The organism is Actinotalea sp. JY-7885 (assembly GCF_014525465.1).
Classification (GTDB): Bacteria; Actinomycetota; Actinomycetes; order Actinomycetales; family Cellulomonadaceae; genus Actinotalea.
In genome coordinates this window covers 1-16,780 of sequence record NZ_JACEXH010000067.1, presented here as the reverse complement: position 1 = coordinate 16,780, position 16,780 = coordinate 1, and the positions used below count along the sequence as shown (strand labels likewise).

The following is a 16,780-nucleotide window of genomic DNA, read 5'->3' as shown; positions in this document are numbered from 1 at the left end:
GTCACCCGGGGCGTCGTCGGGCACGGGGCGGCGCGGCGCGTGCCGCACCGCGGTCAGCGCCGGGAGCCAGAACGCGAGCGACTTGCCGGAACCCGTCGAGGTCGCCAGGACGGTGTGCCGACCCGACCACGCCGCCTCGGCCGCCTCCACCTGGTGCGCCCACGGCCGGTCCACCCCGAGCGTGCGGTACCCCGCGACGAGCTCGGGGTCGGCCCACGTCGGCCAGGGCGCGCGGCGCCCGGGGCGTGCCGGCAGCCGCTCGACGTGGGTGACGCGGTCCGCGCGCCTGCCGCCGGCCAGCAGCACGCTCAGCAGGGCGTCGCCGCCGGTGACCTCGTCCACCGGGTGATCGTGCCACCGGGGCCGGACATCCACGGTCCGCGGACGCGTCCGCGGCGCCTCCGGCGGGGGATACGATCTTGCTCGCGGCGGGGTGGCGTCCGCCGGTGGTGGGCGTGTTCTGTTTCAATGAGCGCTCCGCCCGCACGCGCGCGTCTCGGTGAGCGCGCCGGGCGGACGTGGCCCAGGATGGGTGCGGCCGCCGGAGGGCGGCCGGTTCCGCAGGACGTCGAGCTGTGAAGGAGACCGGTGTGGACGTGTCCGTCACGAGTCGCGCGAGCGGCGACCGGACCGTGGTCGACGTCACGGGGGAGATCGACGTCTACACGGCCCCGGTGCTGCGCGAGGAGCTCGCCTCCCTCATCGACGCGGAGAAGACCGACATCCTCGTGAACCTCACGGGCGTCCGGTTCATGGACTCCACGGGCCTGGGTGTCCTCGTCGGTGCCCTGAAGAAGGTGCGCACCGTCGGCGGCGACCTCCAGCTCGTCATCGACCAGGAGAAGATCCTCAAGGTCTTCCGCATCACCGCGCTCACGCAGGTCTTCACGATCCACTCGTCGCTCGACGAGGCGCTCCAGGGCTGAGCGCCTGGCGCCGACGCAGACGCAGCAGACGCCGAACGGCCGGTCCCCCGAGCGGGGGACCGGCCGTTCTGCGTCGGTCGCTGACCAGGTCAGGGCGGCTCAGCTCACGGCAGCGGCTTGCCGCCCGTCACGCCGATGCGCTCGCCACTGATGTAGCTGGACTCCTGCGAGGCGAAGAAGACGAAGGCGGGAGCCAGCTCGGCCGGCTGTCCGGCGCGCCCCATCGGGGTGTCCGCGCCGAACTGCCCGACCTTCTCGGCATCCATCGTGGCGGGGATGAGCGGCGTCCAGATGGGCCCGGGCGCGACGGCGTTGACCCGGATGCCCTGCTCCGCGAGCTGCTGCGCGAGCCCCTTGGTGAAGTTGAGGATGCCCGCCTTGGTCGTCGCGTAGTCGAGCAGCTGCGGGCTCGGCTGGTACCCCTGGATGGAGGCCGTGTTGATGATGCTCGCGCCCTCCTGCATGTGGGCGAGCGCGGCCTTGGTCAGCCAGAACATCGCGTAGATGTTGGTCTTCATCACGCGGTCGAGCTGCTCGGTCGTGATGTCGAAGATCCCGTTCTCCTGCGCCATCTGGTACGCCGCGTTGTTCACCAGGACGTCGATGCCGCCGAGCTCGGCCACCGCCTGGTCCACGATCGCCTGGCACTGCTCCTCGCTGCGGATGTCACCCGGTGCGAGCACCGCCGTGCGGCCCGCGTCACGCACGTGCTGCGCCGTGATCTCGGCGTCCTCCTGCTCCTCGGGCAGGTAGGAGATGAGGACGTCGGCGCCCTCGCGCGCGAACGCGATGGCCACGGCCCGGCCGATCCCGGAGTCGCCGCCGGTGATGACCGCCCGCTTGCCCTCGAGCTTGCCCGAGCCGACGTAGGAGTCCTCGCCGTGGTCGGGCTGCTGCTCCATGTCGGACGTCTCGCCCGGGTGGTCGATCTTCTGCGCGGTCTGCTCCTCGGGGCGCCGGAACTGCTCGGTGGGGTCCTGCGGGGTGTGCTGGTCGCTCATGGTGCTCCCTCGGTGGTGGTGGGGCGGGATGGAGGTGTCAGTCGGTCGTCCAGGTGGTGGTGAGCGGGCTCTCGTCCAGGTGCGCGAGCAGGTCGGCGACGTCGTCGTAGACCTCGACCGCGCCCGCGGACCGCAGCTCCGCGCGCGACGTGCCGCCGGAGAGCAGCCCGACGCACGCCACTCCGGCGCGCGCGGCGGCCTGCACGTCCCACACCGAGTCGCCGACCATCACGGCCCGCTCGGCGGGCACGCCGGCAGCGTCGAGCGCGGCCTGCACGAGGTCGGGCTCCGGCTTCGCCTCGTCGACGTCCTGGTCGGACGTGATGCCGGCGACGACGTCGTCCAGGTCGAGCGTGGCGCGCAGCTTCTCGAGCTCGTCGGGCGCGGCCGACGTCGCCAGCACGGCGGCGGCCCCCCGGTCGGCGATCGCGCGCACGAGGTCGCGGGCGCCGTCGAACGGGCGGAGCAGGGGCGCGAGCTCCGCGTAGTACGCGGAGTGGCGCTCGCGCACGTCGTCGCCGAGCGTCTCCGCGTCCTCGTCCCCGAGGATCTCGGCGACGAGGAGGTCGGAGCCCATGCCGATGCAGCGGTGCACGCGCCACGCGTCCGCGGGCCGGCCGACGTCGGCGAACGCACGCGCCCAGGCGTGGACGTGCAGGAAGTTGGAGTCGACGAGCGTGCCGTCGATGTCGAGCAGCACGGCACCGGGAGCGTGGGAGGTCACCCCACAGTCCTAACCCGGCTGGCCGTCCCCCGCGCGTCGAGCGGGCGGTTCGCGCCGCCCCGCGCCGGCCCGCGCACCCGTGGGGTGCTGTGACGCAGATCTCACCCGTAGACTTCGCCGCGTCTGCGGCCAGGGGGGCCGCGCGCCGCCGGCAACGAGGCCGGCGGCTCCCTAGTCGTAGGAGGACGCATGCCGTCGCTCGGGACATCGAGCCTCACCATCGTGGGCGTGATCGCTGCCATCGCGGTCGTCTCGCTCGCCTTCGCCGTCGTCCTGCGCCGCCAGGTGCTCGCGGCGCCCGAGGGCACGGCCAAGATGCAGGAGATCGCGCTCGCGGTGCAGGAGGGTGCCTCGGCGTACCTGAACCGCATGTTCCGCACGCTGGTGCTGTTCGCGGTGCTGGTCTTCGCGCTGCTCTTCCTGCTCCCGGGCGACACCGGCGTCAAGCTGGGACGGTCGATCTTCTTCCTGCTCGGCGCCGGCTTCTCGGCCGCGATCGGCTACCTCGGGATGTGGCTGGCCACCCGCGCGAACCTGCGGGTGGCCGCGGCCGCGATGCGGCCGAACGGGCGCATCGAGGGCTCGCGCATCGCGTTCCGGACGGGCGGCGTCGTCGGCATGTCGGTCGTGGGGCTCGGCCTGCTCGGCGCCGCGTCGGTCGTGCTCATCTACCGCGAGCAGGCGCCCGCCGTGCTCGAGGGCTTCGGCTTCGGCGCCGCCCTGCTCGCGATGTTCATGCGCGTGGGCGGCGGCATCTTCACCAAGGCGGCCGACGTCGGCGCGGACCTGGTCGGCAAGGTCGAGCAGAACATCCCGGAGGACGACCCGCGCAACGCCGCCACCATCGCCGACAACGTCGGCGACAACGTGGGCGACTGCGCCGGCATGGCCGCCGACCTCTTCGAGTCCTACGCGGTGACGCTCGTCGCCGCGCTCATCCTCGGCAAGGTCGCGTTCGGCGAGCAGGGCCTGGTCTTCCCGCTGATCGTCACCGCCATCGGCGCGGTGACGGCGGCCCTGGGCGTCTACATCACGCGCGTGCGCGGCTCGGAGAGCGGCCTGGCGGCGATCTACCGCGGCTTCTACACCTCGGCGCTGATCGGCGCGCTGCTCGCGGGCGCCGCCGCGTTCCTCTACCTGCCGTCGTCCTTCGCCGAGCTCTCGGGCGTCGGCGAGGAGCTCGCCGTCCACACGGGCGACCCGCGCGTGGTCGCGACCCTCGCCGTCGCGATCGGCGTCGTGCTGGCCGGCGTCATCCTGTGGCTCACCGGCTACTTCACGGGCACGACGTCGAAGCCCACGCTGCACGTGGCGCGCACGTCGCTGACCGGCGCCGCGACGGTCGTCCTGTCCGGCATCGGCGTCGGGTTCGAGTCCGCCGTCTACACGGCCGGCATCATCGCGGCCGCGATCTGCGGGGTCTTCCTCATCTCCGGCGGCTCCGTCACGCTCTCGCTCTTCCTCATCGCGCTGGCCGGCTGCGGCCTGCTCACGACCGTCGGCGTCATCGTCGCGATGGACACCTTCGGCCCGGTGAGCGACAACGCGCAGGGCATCGCGGAGATGTCCGGCGACGTCGACGCGGAGGGCGCCCAGATCCTCACCGACCTCGACGCCGTCGGGAACACCACCAAGGCGATCACCAAGGGCATCGCGATCGCGACCGCCGTCCTGGCCGCGACCGCGCTGTTCGGCTCGTACACCGACGCCGTCCGCCAGGCGGTGGCGGAGCTCGGCGACGCGCTCGACACGTCGGGGACCGCGCTCGCGATGGTCTCCTACGAGGTCATCTCCCCGATCACGCTCGTCGGCATCATCCTCGGTGCCGCGACGGTGTTCCTGTTCTCCGGGCTGGCGATCGACGCGGTGACCCGCGCGGCCGGCGCGATCGTCTTCGAGGTGCGGCGGCAGTTCCGCGAGATGCCCGGGATCATGACGGGCGAGGTGCGGCCGGAGTACGGCAAGGTCGTCGACATCTGCACGCGCGACTCCCTGCGCGAGCTCGCCACCCCAGGGCTGCTCGCCGCCTTCGCGCCCATCGCCGTCGGCTTCGGCCTGGGCGTGGGGCCGCTGGCCGGGTTCCTCGCCGGCGCGATCGGCGCCGGCGTGCTCATGGCCGTCTTCCTCGCCAACTCCGGCGGCTCGTGGGACAACGCGAAGAAGATCGTCGAGGACGGGAAGTACGGCGGGAAGAACTCCGACGCGCACGCCGCCGTCGTCATCGGCGACACCGTCGGCGACCCGTTCAAGGACACCGCCGGCCCGGCGATCAACCCGCTGCTCAAGGTGATGAACCTCGTCGCGCTGCTCATCGCGCCCGCGGTGGTCCAGGTCAGCCTGGGCGACGACGCCAACCACGCGCTGCGGCTCGGCATCGCCGGTGCCGCCGCGTGCATCGCGTTCGGCGCGGTGATCGTGTCCCGGCTGCGGGCGGCCGCCGTCGACCGCGAGGGCAGGCTCGAGCGCGAGGTGCACCTCGTCTGACCGGGCCCCGGCGTGCGGCGAGGGTGGGACCCGCAGGTCCCACCCTCGCCGCACGTCGTCGGTGGCTCAGTCGCGCGTCATCACCTGGGTGAAGCCCGTGGTGTCGACCCCCTCGACCTGCGGGGTGAGGCGCAGCTCGTCGTCGGTGCACTCGTAGGTCGAGACGCCGCCGAGCGGGACGCCTGATGCCTCGGCGCTCTCGATGCCGGGGATCTCCGTCTCCTGGCCGTCCACGATCGACGTGTTCCGCACGGTCAGGCCGCTGAGGTCGACGTCGCTGATCGTGAGCTCGGTGTCCGTGGCCGTGTAGGCCGCCACGAGCGTGCCGTCGTACGAGGTCGTGGTCGTCACGGGGGCGCCCTCGAGCTCGATCGTCACGGAGGACACCTGGTCCTCGTAGACCGTCGTCATCGCGGACCCGTCGAACGTCACCGTCGACGTGCCGGTGACCTCGACCTGCGGGTTGAGCTCCTCCATGCCCGGCGCGGAGAGCATCGACTCGCCGACGCTGCTCACGTCCACGGACCAGGTGCCGGCGAGGCAGTCCGGGCCACCGGCGGCCGCGGCGTCGCCGTCCGCCCCGTCCTCGGGCTGCTCGTCGCCGCCCTCGGTGGCCTCGTCGCTGGCCGTCGGCTCCGCGGTCTCGGGGTCGTCGCCGCCGGACGTGCACGCGGTCAGGGTGAGGAGCGCCGCGAGGGCGATCGGCGTGGCGGCGGTGCGGGTCAGGCGCATCGGTGCTCCAGGAGGTCGTGGGCGGTGACGGGGCCGCGCCGGTGGCGAGTGCCCCGGTGGCCGCAGACCGTCATGCAACCACGGGACCGAGGGGCGCGCCGGGCCGGTGACCGGACCGTGACCTCCGACGCGCCACAATGGCTGGGTGCCCAGGTCGCTGCGAGTGCTCACGTACAACATCCGCCAGCTGCGGGACGACGCCGCCGGAGTCGCGGAGGTCCTGCGCCGCGCCGACGCCGACGTCGTCGCGATCCAGGAGCCGCCGCGCGGCCCCTTCGGCCGCTCGCGCCTGCGACGCCTCGCGGCCGACGCCGGCTACGACGTCGCCGTCGGCGGTGGCCGCGCCCGGACGACGGCGCTGCTCGTGCGTGAGGGCACGACGGCCACGACCACGCAGGGCGTGTGGCTCAAGTGGCGTCCCGGGCGCACCCGCCGTGGGCTCGCCATGGCGGAGGTCGCCGGGGTGCGGGTGATCAGCGCGCACCTGAGCCTGCACGAGGCCGAGCGGCTCCAGCACGCGCACCGCCTCATGCTCCTGGTGCGGTCGGCGCCCGGCGACTGCGTGGTCGCGGGGGACCTGAACGAGGAGCCCGGCGGTCCGACGTGGCGGCGCCTCGGCCTGCACCTGCGTGACCTGTCCGCGGCCACGGGCCCGACGTTCACGGCGCGCAACCCCCGCCGGCGCATCGACGCGGTGCTCGCCACGGGCGGCGTCAGCGCGGTGCACGTCCGGCGGATCGACGACGAGGTCGCCCGCACGGCGAGCGACCACCTCCCCGTCCTCGCGGAGCTCCGCTGGTGAGTGCGGTGCCCGGCGTGCTGGCACCCGGGGCGGCGCCGCGCACCGACGAGGCGCTGCTGCCGCTGCTCCACGCCGACCTGCGGGCCGCCTCGTTCTCCGCGACCGACGTCGAGACCCTCGTCGGCCCCGTGGCGGCCGCGGCGCTCGACCGGGAGCAGACCCTGCCCGCCCGGCGCGCCGCCCGGGCCGCCGGGGCCGAGCCCCTCGCGGTGCTCGTGCGGCTGTTCCTGTGCGGCGACGACGTGACGCGCCGCGACCTGGACGCCGCGCTGCCGCGCGTCGGTGCCCGGGGCGCGGAGCACCTCGGCATCGTGACGGCGGCCGGGGCCGCGTCGCAGGACGCCGTGCGCGCGGCCGTCGACCTCAGCCCGGTCGAGTACGAGGCGCCGGGCGGCGGGGCGGGGACGTGGTTCGTCGCCTCGGACATGGGCGAGGCCGTGACGGGCGCCGCCCTGCGCGCTGACCACGTGCTCGGCGTCGGCGGCGCGTCCACCAGCCTCGCCCGCGCGACGATCCGCGAGCCGCGCCGGCGCACCCTGGACCTCGGCACCGGGTGCGGCATCCAGGCGCTCTACGCCGCGACGCACAGCGACGACGTGGTCGCGACCGACGTGTCCGCGCGGGCCCTGGCCTTCGCGCGCTTCAACGCGGCGCTCGCCGGGATGCGCCTCGACCTGCGGCGCGGCTCGATGCTCGAGCCCGTCGCGGGCGACCCGGGGTTCGACCTGGTCGTGTCCAACCCGCCCTTCGTCATCACGCCGCGGCACCACCGCGACGGCGCCGCGCCCGAGGCCGGCCTGCCGCACTACGAGTACCGCGACGGCGGCCGTGCGGGCGACGACCTGGTGCGTGACCTCGTCGTCGACGTCGGCTCCGTGCTCGCCCCGGGCGGCGTCGCGCAGCTCCTCGGCAACTGGGAGCACCGGCGCGGGGAGCCCTGGACGGAGCGCGTCGGCGCGTGGCTCGACCGTGCCGGACTGGACGCCTGGGTGGTCCAGCGGGAGGTCCTCGACCCCGCCGAGTACGCCGAGACGTGGCTGCGGGACGGCGGCGCGACCGCCGACCGTGACACCGCGGGCTGGGAGGCCGCCTACGGCGCGTGGATCGACGACTTCGCGGCGCGCGACGTGGAGGCGGTCGGGTTCGGCATGCTCCTGCTGCGCCGGGCCCAGGGGGCGCCGACCCTGCGCCGCGTCGAGGAGTGGACCGGTCCGCTGCGGCGCCCGCTCGGCGACCACCTCGCGGCGGCGCTGCGCGCGCACGACTGGCTCGTGGCCCACGACGACGACGCGCTGGCGCGAGCCCGACTGACCGTCGCGGGCGACGTCACGGAGGAGCGCCACCTGCGCCCGGGCGCGGCCGATCCCTCGGTCGTCCTGCTGCGCCAGGGCGGGGGGTTCGGCCGGACGGCGCGGGCGGGCACGGCCCTGGCCGGGCTGGTCGGCGCGTGCGACGGCGAGCTCGCCGTGGGCCAGGTGGTCGGCGCGCTCGCGGTGATCCTCGACGCGCCCGCCGACGCGCTCGCCGCGGAGCTGCTCCCGCAGGTCCGGGACCTGGTGCGCGACGGGTTCCTCGTCCCGCCGCGGTGAGCACACCCGTCGGCCGGGCACACCCGTCGGCCGGGCACGCCCGCGCCGAGCGCGGACTCAGCCCGCCAGGACCGGGTGGTTGCTCCGCAGGACCCCGCCGGGGTCGACCTCCCGCTTGACCCGCTGCAGGCGCCCGAGCACGTCGGCGGGGTAGACGTCCGTGAGCGGCGCGCCCTCCTGGTGGAAGGTGAGGGTCGAGCCGGTCGTGGCCCAGGGGCCGACGTCGCGGTCGAGCCGGTCGACGGCGCCCCGGCCCTCGCGGACCCCCTCGGGGTCGCGCGCCATCCCCATCGCCCAGAGCGAGTACTCCGGCTCGACCCGCAGCCCGGCGCCCCGGGCCGGGTCCGCGCGCCGCAGCGCGCCGCCGAGGTGCCGGACCTGGGAGTAGGTCAGGGGCGCACCGGGCCCGACGTGCCGCAGGACCACGTCCACGAGTGCGTCGTCGACGCGCGTGACCGGCCGGGCCACGTTGACCGCCGTGATCCCCGTCGGCGCCTCGTCCGGCTCCTCGCTGATGGTGCCGAGGTCGCTGGGCCGCAGGGCGCGCAGCGTCTCGCGCAGCACGGGTCCGAGGGCGCGGAAGGGCGCGAGGAGCGCCTCCGCCTCGGCCGCGGGACCGAGATGCACCGCGTCGACGAACGTGAACGAGCGTCCCCGCACCTCCTCGGGCAGCTGCGGTACCGGGGGGAAGCTCATCGCCGTGACCCACACCGTGAAGGCGTCCGGCGCGGTGCGGGTGACCTCGGCGAACGTCCGGTACGCGGCGCCGGCCAGCTCCCCGGGCAGCACCAGACGGCCGCCGTAGATCTCGGGCGCCGCCGGCAGCTCGACCTCCACGGCCGTGACGACGGCGAAGTCGCCCCCGCCCCCGCGCAGGGCCCAGAGCAGGTCCGGGTCGGTGTCCGCGTCCACGCGCCGGGCGGTGCCGGACGCGTCGACGACGTCGGCCGCGCGGACGATCGACGCCCCGGTGCCGAAGGACCGGCTCAGCCAGGACAGCCCTCCCCCGAGGAGGTAGGGGACCGCGGTGATCGACGGGTTCGACCCGGACGGGGCCACCAGGCCCGTCCCGTCGAGGGCCGCGAGGACGCGTCCCCACGGCACGCCCGCGCCGATGCGTGCCGTGCGGGCGTCGACGTCGACCGCGAGCTCGTCCAGCGCGCCCGTGCGCAGCAGGAGGCAGCCGTCCAGCGCCCGCGTCCCGCCGTGCCCGCGCGGCTGCACGGCCACCGGCAGGCCGGCGTCGGCCGCGAAGCGCACCGCGGCGACGACGTCGGTGGCCGATGCCACGCGCACCACGGCCGCGGGGCGCTGGTCCAGGCCCCTGCTCCAGCCGCGCCGGGCCTCGTCCCACCCGTCGTCGCCGGGCGCCACCACCGTCCCGGCGAGGGCCGCCCGCAAGGACCCGAACGTCGTCGTCGACATGACCCCAGAGTGCACCCGGGCGCCGACACGCGGAACCGGCATTTTCGCCCGGAACGTGCGGCGGCCGTGCCCGGCGGCACGCATGTCGCCTACCGTGGTGACGTGCCCGCGCCCCCGAGCTCTCCGCCCACGACCGAGCCCCCCACGGGGCGCCCGGTCGGGCCGTCGAGGCTGCCGGGACCGCGCGAGCGCGCCGGCGGTGACCCGACGACGGGCCCCGGGCGCCGCGCCCCGGTGGCGCCGGGTGTGGTCGTCGCCGTGGTCGCCGTCGCCGGCATCTGGGCGGTGTGGCGCGGCTTCGTCCTGTCCCGCACGGGCCGGGCGGCCGACATGGGCGCGCTGGAGGGTGCCGAGTTCGGCCGCAACCAGCTCTGGACCGCGGCCGAGCAGGTGCTCGACGTCATCTCGGTGCCGCTCCTCGCGGCCGTGCTGATCGCCACGGTCCTGCTCGCGGTCCTGCGCCGTCGCGTCGTGCTGGGCGTCCAGGTCGCGCTGATCATGGGCGGCGCCAACCTCACGACCCAGGTCCTCAAGCGGTGGGTCCTCGACCGGCCCGACGTCGGCATCGACGCGGACCACCTCGTCCCCTCGCTCCCGAGCGGCCACACTACGGCGGCCGCGTCCGTCGCGGTCGCGCTGCTGCTGGTCGTGCCGCGCCGCCTGCGTCCGCTGACCGCGGTCGCGGGGGCGCTCTACACCGTGGTCACGGGCGTCTCCACCCTCGTCGCCGGCTGGCACCGGCCGAGCGACGTCGTCGCCGCGGTGCTCGTCGTCCTCGCGTGGGCGGGCGTCGCGAGCGCCGTCGGCGCCCTCCTGGACCCGGCCGGGCGCTCCGTCGGCAAGCCGGGCGGGGACCGGCCGCGGCGCACCGCGACCGCGATCGCGACCCTCCTCGTGGCGGCCGGCGCGACCGGCGCCGCGGCCGCCGTCGCGCTCGAGCGGACGGTCGCCTCGGTGGACGACGGCCTCGAGGCGGGACGGGAGCTCGTGACGGCGTACGCGGGCGGCGCGCTGGGCATCGCCGCGGTCTCGTGCGTGTGCTTCGCCACTGTCCTGGTCCTGCGCCGCGCGACCGAGGCGAGCCGCCGCCGCGGCTGAGGCGGCGACCGGGGAGCGCGCCAGGTCGTAGAGTGCGCCCCGACCGACGTACCGTCGGGGGGCGGTGCGGTCCGTCGAGGCGCGTGCGCCACGGCCCCGCCCGGTCCCGGGAGCACGCCCCGTCCTCCCGGCCGAATGATGAGAGAGCAGGTCCCCGCATGGCCTCAGGTCGCAAGCTCGTGATCGTGGAGTCGCCCGCGAAGGCGCGCACGATCGCCGGCTACCTCGGCGACGGCTACGTCGTCGAGGCGTCCGTGGGGCACATCCGTGACCTCCCGCAGCCCTCCGAGCTCCCCGTGGAGATGAAGAAGGGCCCGTTCGGCAAGTTCGCCGTCGACGTCGAGAACGGCTTCGAGCCGTACTACGTCGTGGACGCCGACAAGAAGAAGAAGGTCGCCGAGCTCAAGCGCGCGCTCAAGGACTCCGACGAGCTCTTCCTCGCGACCGATGAGGACCGCGAGGGCGAGGCCATCGCGTGGCACCTGCTCCAGGAGCTCAAGCCCAAGGTGCCCGTGCACCGCATGGTCTTCCACGAGATCACGCGCGAGGCCATCCAGCGCGCCCTGGCGAGCACGCGCACGCTCGACGAGCGGCTCGTCGACGCGCAGGAGACGCGCCGCATCCTCGACCGCCTCTACGGCTACGAGGTCTCGCCCGTGCTGTGGCGCAAGGTCCGCCAGGGCCTGTCCGCCGGGCGCGTGCAGTCGGTCGCGACGCGGCTCGTCGTCGAGCGGGAGCGCGAGCGCATGGCGTTCCGGGCCGCCGAGTACTGGGACGTCACCGGGACCTTCGCGCAGTCCGCCCCGGCGACCGAGGCGGAGCAGGGCTCCTTCGGGGCGCGGCTCGTCGCGCTCGACGACCGGCGGGTGGCGAGCGGGCGGGACTTCGACGACCGCGGCCGGCTCAAGGCGAGCGGCGCCGACGTCGTGCAGCTCGACGAGGCGCGGGCCACGGCGGTCACCGCCGGGCTGCAGGGTGCCGACTTCCGCGTGACGAGCCTGGAGACCAAGCCGTACACGCGCCGGCCCGCGGCGCCGTTCACGACGTCGACCCTCCAGCAGGAGGCCAGCCGCAAGCTGCGCCTGGGGTCGCGGCAGACCATGCGCACCGCGCAGACGCTGTACGAGAACGGCTACATCACCTACATGCGTACCGACTCGCCCGCGCTGTCGGCGCAGGCGATCGACGCCGCCCGTCGCCAGGCGGCCGAGCTCTACGGCCCCGAGTACGTGCCGGACAAGGCGCGCCACTACGCGAGCAAGGCCAAGGGTGCTCAGGAGGCCCACGAGGCCATCCGCCCCGCGGGCGACCACTTCCGCACGCCCGCGCAGGTCGCGCGCGAGCTGTCCGGCGACCAGTTCCGCCTCTACGAGCTGATCTGGAAGCGCACGGTCGCCTCCCAGATGGCCGACGCGCGCGGCTCGACGGCCTCGGTCCGGCTGGCCGCGACGACGTCGGCCGACGCGGGCGAGCTCGCCGGGGCGCGCGCCGTGTTCGCGGCGTCCGGCACGGTCATCACCTTCCGCGGCTTCATGGCCGCGTACGAGGAGGGGCGCGACGTCGACCGCTACGCCGACGACGACCCCGCGGCCCCCGTCACGCGGGGCCGGCGCGGCAAGGCCGCGACCGAGGCGGCCGACGGCGCCGGCGGGGGCACGTCCGCGAAGGCGGAGGCCGACGCGCGCCTGCCGCAGATGGCGGAGGGCGACGCGATGGTCGGCTCCGAGCTGACCGCCGACGGCCACCGCACCTCCCCGCCGCCGCGCTTCACCGAGGCGAGCCTCATCAAGGCGCTCGAGGAGCGCGGCATCGGCCGGCCCTCGACCTACGCCGCGACGATCTCGGTGATCCAGGACCGCGGGTACGTCTCGAACCGGGGCCAGGCTCTCGTGCCGTCGTGGCTCGCGTTCGCCGTGACGCGGCTGCTCGAGGAGAACTTCGACCGCCTCGTCGACTACGACTTCACGGCGGCCATGGAGCAGGACCTCGACCTCATCGCCGCGGGCGAGAAGGAGCGGGCGGCCTGGCTGCACCAGTTCTACTTCGGCGACGACGCCGTCGCCGGCGCGGACGGCCTGCACGGGCTGGTCGCCAACCTCGGCGACATCGACGCGCGCGACGTGAACTCGATCGACATCGGCGAGGGCATCACGCTGCGGGTCGGCCGGTACGGGCCCTACCTCGAGGACGGCGGCACGACCGAGGACGGCACGCCGCGGCGCGCGTCGGTCCCCGAGGACCTGGCGCCCGACGAGCTCACCGTCGACAAGGCGCGCGAGCTGCTCGAGACCCAGCCCGACGGCGACCTCGTCCTCGGCGAGGACCCCTCGACCGGCACGACGATCGTCGCCAAGAACGGCCGCTACGGGCCGTACGTCACCGAGCTGCTCCCGGAGCCCGAGCTGGACCCGGGGCTGTCCGCCGCGGCGAAGAAGAAGGCGCTCGCGGCGGCACCCAAGCCGCGCACGGCGTCGCTGCTCAAGTCGATGGACCTGCAGACCGTCACGCTCGACGACGCCCTGAAGCTCCTCTCCCTGCCGCGCGTGGTGGGCACGGACCCGGAGAGCGGCGAGCCGATCACGGCCCAGAACGGCCGCTACGGTCCCTACCTCAAGAAGGGCACCGACTCGCGCACCCTCCCCAGCGAGGAGGCGATGTTCGACATCACGCTCGAGGAGGCGCTCAAGATCTACGCCGAGCCGAAGCGCGGACGGGGCGCGTCGGCGTCCGCGGCGCTGCGCGAGCTCGGCACGGACCCCGTGAGCAACAAGCCGGTCGTGGTCAAGGACGGCCGCTTCGGCCCGTACGTCACCGACGGCGAGTCCAACGCGACGCTCCGCAAGGAGGACGCGGTGGAGACGATCACGCTCGAGCGTGCGTCCGAGCTGCTCGCGGAGAAGCGCGCGCGCGGCCCGGTCAAGAAGCGCGCGACGACCCGCAAGGCGCCGGCCCGCAAGGCACCCGCCAAGCCGAAGGCCGCCGCGAAGAAGTCCTGACGGCCGCGCGCCGGGGCCGGGTGCGGCCGCACGGAGGGTTCTGACCGCTGAGCGGTCGGAACCCTCCGGCGCATCAGGGGCGCGCGCGTCAGGAGGGCGCGGCGGGGGACGGGTAGCGGTCCGGCGGCGGGTCCAGGCGGACGACGAGGAGCGCCGGGGGGCGCGTGCCGCGGGCCAGGTGGTCCAGGACCAGGCGCTCGTGCGGCACGACGTCGGGCAGCGCGTCCAGCGGGAACCACGCCATCGCCGACGCCTTGTCCGGCTCGGCGAGGCGCGGGCTGCCCGACCAGCGCCACGCCTCGAAGAAGACGTCGCACCGCTGCTCGACCGGCGGGCCGCCGGGCTCGAACCGGTGCAGGGTCGTGAGCGGCTCGAGGTCCTCGGCTGCCACCCGGACGCCGGACTCCTCGCGCACCTCGCGCACGGCGGCGTCGACCACGGACTCCCCGAGGTCGACGTGCCCGGCGAGCAGGCACCAGTACCCGTCCATGTACCCCGTGCCCTGGCGGAGCTGGAGCAGGACCTTGTCGCGTCGCCGGAGCGCCACGTAGGCGGCGGCCACGAGCAGCGTGCGCTCCGGGGCGCTCATCGAACCGGTGCCCTCAGACCGGCTCGTCGTCCGTGGTGAAGCCGATCACCTTGTGGCTGCCGTCGCAGTACGGCTTGATGCCCGAGGCGCCGCACCGGCACAGGGCCACCGTGCGCCGCCGGCGCGGGGCGGGCTCGCCGCTGGCGAGAAGGATCTCGACGTCGCCGCGCACGAGCAGGGGGCCGTTCGGGCAGGCGGTGATGCTCGCCCAGCCGCCGTCGGCCGGCGCCTCGACGGCGGCGGCGTCGTCGGGCTGGTGGGGCGTCCGGGCACCGCGGATCTCGCTCAGGCTCACGACCGCAGTCAACCGCGGCCCGTGCCCGTCCGCGCGCCGAGGGCCCGTCCGCCGGGGCGGGCTGCGGATGCGGACGGCCACCGCCGGTGACAGGGTGACCGCGGGACGCCGCGAAGGCGCCCCCTGTCGGCGCGGGCGCAACGTGGCGCCGACGGCGTTCGACGAGGAGGACCTGAATGCGACGACCGGCTGCCCGAGGCCCGCTGAGCGAGCTCCTGCTGGAGACCCTCGCCGGTGACCCGGCCGGTGTGACCTGTCTGCCCGCCCTCCAGGCGGCGGCCGAGCGTGCGGTGGCCATGACCGACGACGTCCTGGCGGACGAGGACGTCCAGGTCTCGCTGCTGGCGCTCTACGAGCTCTCCTACCGCGGGCTCGACGGGGTCGACGAGGACTGGGAGTGGCAGCCCGACCTGCTGCGGGTGCGCGCGACGCTCGAGGGCCCGTTCGAGGCCGCGATCCGGGCCCTGGTCCCCGTGCCGCAGACCGACGCGCGCACCGCGAACGAGATCGCCGAGGCGCTGTTCGCGCTGACCGCGGCCGACGACGGCCCCAGCGTCTCGGCGTACATCGCGAAGAAGGCGACCGATGAGCAGCTGCACGAGTTCCTCGTCCACCGCTCGATCTACCACCTCAAGGAGGCGGACCCGCACAGCTGGGCGCTGCCGCGCCTGAGCGGCCGGGCCAAGTCCGCGCTGATCGAGATCCAGACCGACGAGTACGGCGGCGGCCGCCCGGGCTACATCCACGCCGAGCTGTTCGGCCGGACGCTGCGCGCCATGGGGCTGGACGACACGTACGGCGCGTACGTCGACGTCGTGCCCGCGCCGACGCTCGCGTCGGTCAACATGATGAGCCTGTTCGGGCTGCACCGGCGCCTGCGCGGCGCGATCACGGGGCACCTCGCGGCGTTCGAGATGACGTCGTCGATCCCGTGCCGCAGGTACGCCAACGGCTTCCGTCGCCTGGGATACGGCGACGACGTCACCCTCTACTTCGACGAGCACGTCGAGGCCGACGCCGTGCACGAGCAGATCGCGGGCCGCGACCTCGCCGGTGCCCTCGCCGAGGCCGAGCCTCAGGTGCGCGACGACGTCCTGTGGGGCGCGGCGGCGTACCTCGCGGTCGACGGCCTGGCGGGCGCCGCGATGCTGGCGGCCTGGGAGTCCGGCGCCAGCGCGCTGCGCCGCCCGCGCGCGGCCGCGGCCTGACGCCCCGCCCCGCCCCGAGGCACCTGTCCCCGTCCGGAAGGTGATCCGGGTTCCTCCCACTGCGTGGGCTCGCGTCAGGGCGCCGGCCGGTGCCCTCCGGCACGCAGGTAGCCGTCGAGCAGCGCGACCGTGGCCTCGTACGCGCGATCGAGGTCCCCGGTCTGCTCGACGCGCTGGGACGCCGCGTGCAGCAGCGCCACGACCAGCTCGGTCATCGTGTCCGGGTCCGGCTCGCCCAGCTCCACGAGCGCCTCGCGCAGCGGCACGAGCAGCTGGTCGTGGAACGTGCGCGACCGGTCGGCGAGCTCCTGCGTCGGTGCGACGACCGCCAGCGTGCGGGCGAGCGCGTGCTCGCCGTCGGCGACGAGCTCGAGGTTCGCCCGGAGGAAGGCGAGGATCCGGCCGCGCGGCCCGTCGGCCGCCGCGATCGCCGCGTCGAGCCGCTCGGTCCAGCGTGGGAACGAGTCGCGCACGAGCGCCGAGAGGAGGTCCTCGCGCGAGCCGAAGTACTGGTAGACGCTCGAGCGGGACAGCCCCGCAAGCTCGCCCACCTCCGCGAGCGTCGGCAGTCGCTCGGGCCGGTCCGTGAGGAGCGCCCGGGCGGCGTCGAGGAGCGCGCGCTCCCGCGCGGCCCGGTGCTCGGCGACCGTCGGTGCGTCGATGCGCGGCACGTCCACACCTCCCGTCGCGCGCGCCCTCGCCGGGCGCCGGCACCCCTCGGTGCCGAAGAAGGATGGCACGCCGGGACCGGCGCCGCCGCCGGTCCGGACCGGCTGCGCAGGCTCAGACGTCGCGTGTCAGGGCGGACCGGGCGCCGTGCACGACGTCGGCGTCCCGCTGCCAGCCCCGCGCGCCGTCCGCCGCGCACGAGGCGGACGCGACCCGGGCCGCGAACGCGAGGCCCTGCCGCA

The 16,780-nt window shown here is 75.1% G+C and carries 15 protein-coding genes; 7 read left to right on the top strand and 8 right to left on the bottom strand.

What is annotated here, in order from left to right; genetic code table 11:
* Positions 1-342: DEAD/DEAH box helicase (locus tag IDM29_RS08210; RefSeq protein ID WP_188037412.1), on the bottom strand; the 342-nt coding region annotated here is incomplete at its 3' end.
* Between the two features lie 248 nt (positions 343-590).
* On the opposite strand from IDM29_RS08210, the gene IDM29_RS08205 reads away from it, so the two are divergent.
* A complete protein-coding gene (locus tag IDM29_RS08205; RefSeq protein ID WP_182112961.1) occupies positions 591-926 on the top strand; it encodes an STAS domain-containing protein in 336 nt (111 codons plus the stop codon).
* A gap of 104 nt (positions 927-1,030) precedes the next feature.
* Here IDM29_RS08205 and IDM29_RS08200 read toward each other — a convergent pair whose 3' ends face one another.
* Positions 1,031-1,927 carry an SDR family oxidoreductase gene (locus IDM29_RS08200; protein WP_188037411.1) on the bottom strand — a complete coding sequence of 299 codons (897 nt, stop codon included), beginning with the start codon at positions 1,925-1,927 and terminating at the stop codon, positions 1,031-1,033.
* 37 nt (positions 1,928-1,964) lie between these two features.
* Complete coding sequence (locus IDM29_RS08195; RefSeq protein WP_188037410.1) at positions 1,965-2,651, bottom strand: HAD family hydrolase; 687 nt, start codon at positions 2,649-2,651, stop codon at positions 1,965-1,967.
* Positions 2,652-2,840: 189 nt separating this feature from the next.
* Between IDM29_RS08195 and IDM29_RS08190 the strand changes: the two genes are divergently transcribed.
* On the top strand, positions 2,841-5,135 hold the full coding sequence (locus IDM29_RS08190; RefSeq protein WP_182112964.1) for a sodium-translocating pyrophosphatase: 2,295 nt from the start codon (positions 2,841-2,843) through the stop codon (positions 5,133-5,135).
* 66 nt (positions 5,136-5,201) lie between these two features.
* On the opposite strand, the gene IDM29_RS08185 is transcribed toward IDM29_RS08190, so the two are convergent.
* On the bottom strand, positions 5,202-5,867 hold the full coding sequence (locus IDM29_RS08185) for a hypothetical protein (protein WP_182112965.1): 666 nt from the start codon (positions 5,865-5,867) through the stop codon (positions 5,202-5,204).
* A 145-nt stretch (positions 5,868-6,012) separates the two neighbouring features.
* On the opposite strand from IDM29_RS08185, the gene IDM29_RS08180 reads away from it, so the two are divergent.
* Both IDM29_RS08180 and IDM29_RS08175 read left to right on the top strand, forming a co-directional pair.
* On the top strand, positions 6,013-6,669 hold the full coding sequence (locus IDM29_RS08180) for an endonuclease/exonuclease/phosphatase family protein (protein ID WP_182112966.1): 657 nt from the start codon (positions 6,013-6,015) through the stop codon (positions 6,667-6,669).
* Positions 6,670-6,674: 5 nt separating this feature from the next.
* A complete protein-coding gene (locus tag IDM29_RS08175; protein WP_370525889.1) occupies positions 6,675-8,258 on the top strand; it encodes a methyltransferase in 1,584 nt (527 codons plus the stop codon).
* Positions 8,259-8,315: 57 nt separating this feature from the next.
* On the opposite strand, the gene IDM29_RS08170 is transcribed toward IDM29_RS08175, so the two are convergent.
* Complete coding sequence (locus tag IDM29_RS08170) at positions 8,316-9,683, bottom strand: FAD-binding oxidoreductase (protein ID WP_182112967.1); 1,368 nt, start codon at positions 9,681-9,683, stop codon at positions 8,316-8,318.
* 102 nt (positions 9,684-9,785) lie between these two features.
* On the opposite strand from IDM29_RS08170, the gene IDM29_RS08165 reads away from it, so the two are divergent.
* Both IDM29_RS08165 and topA read left to right on the top strand, forming a co-directional pair.
* On the top strand, positions 9,786-10,781 hold the full coding sequence (locus tag IDM29_RS08165) for a phosphatase PAP2 family protein (protein WP_255491736.1): 996 nt from the start codon (positions 9,786-9,788) through the stop codon (positions 10,779-10,781).
* Positions 10,782-10,939: 158 nt separating this feature from the next.
* A complete protein-coding gene (gene topA, locus IDM29_RS08160; protein WP_182112968.1) occupies positions 10,940-13,777 on the top strand; it encodes a type I DNA topoisomerase in 2,838 nt (945 codons plus the stop codon).
* 88 nt (positions 13,778-13,865) lie between these two features.
* Here the strand turns inward: topA and IDM29_RS08155 are convergent, their stop codons facing one another.
* Both IDM29_RS08155 and IDM29_RS17670 read right to left on the bottom strand, forming a co-directional pair.
* Positions 13,866-14,366, bottom strand: coding sequence for an NUDIX domain-containing protein (locus IDM29_RS08155; protein WP_182112969.1), 501 nt, complete (start codon positions 14,364-14,366; stop codon positions 13,866-13,868).
* Positions 14,367-14,379: 13 nt separating this feature from the next.
* Entirely contained in the window at positions 14,380-14,661 is a 282-nt protein-coding gene (locus IDM29_RS17670) for a CDGSH iron-sulfur domain-containing protein (RefSeq protein WP_309232697.1), read from the bottom strand.
* A 176-nt stretch (positions 14,662-14,837) separates the two neighbouring features.
* Here IDM29_RS17670 and IDM29_RS08145 point away from each other — a divergent pair, with 176 nt between their 5' ends.
* Positions 14,838-15,869 carry an iron-containing redox enzyme family protein gene (locus IDM29_RS08145; protein ID WP_182112970.1) on the top strand — a complete coding sequence of 344 codons (1,032 nt, stop codon included), beginning with the start codon at positions 14,838-14,840 and terminating at the stop codon, positions 15,867-15,869.
* A 74-nt stretch (positions 15,870-15,943) separates the two neighbouring features.
* Here the strand turns inward: IDM29_RS08145 and IDM29_RS08140 are convergent, their stop codons facing one another.
* Positions 15,944-16,540: a TetR/AcrR family transcriptional regulator gene (locus tag IDM29_RS08140; protein ID WP_182112971.1), complete on the bottom strand. Its 597-nt coding sequence runs from the start codon at positions 16,538-16,540 to the stop codon at positions 15,944-15,946.
* Positions 16,541-16,780: the final 240 nt, after the last annotated feature.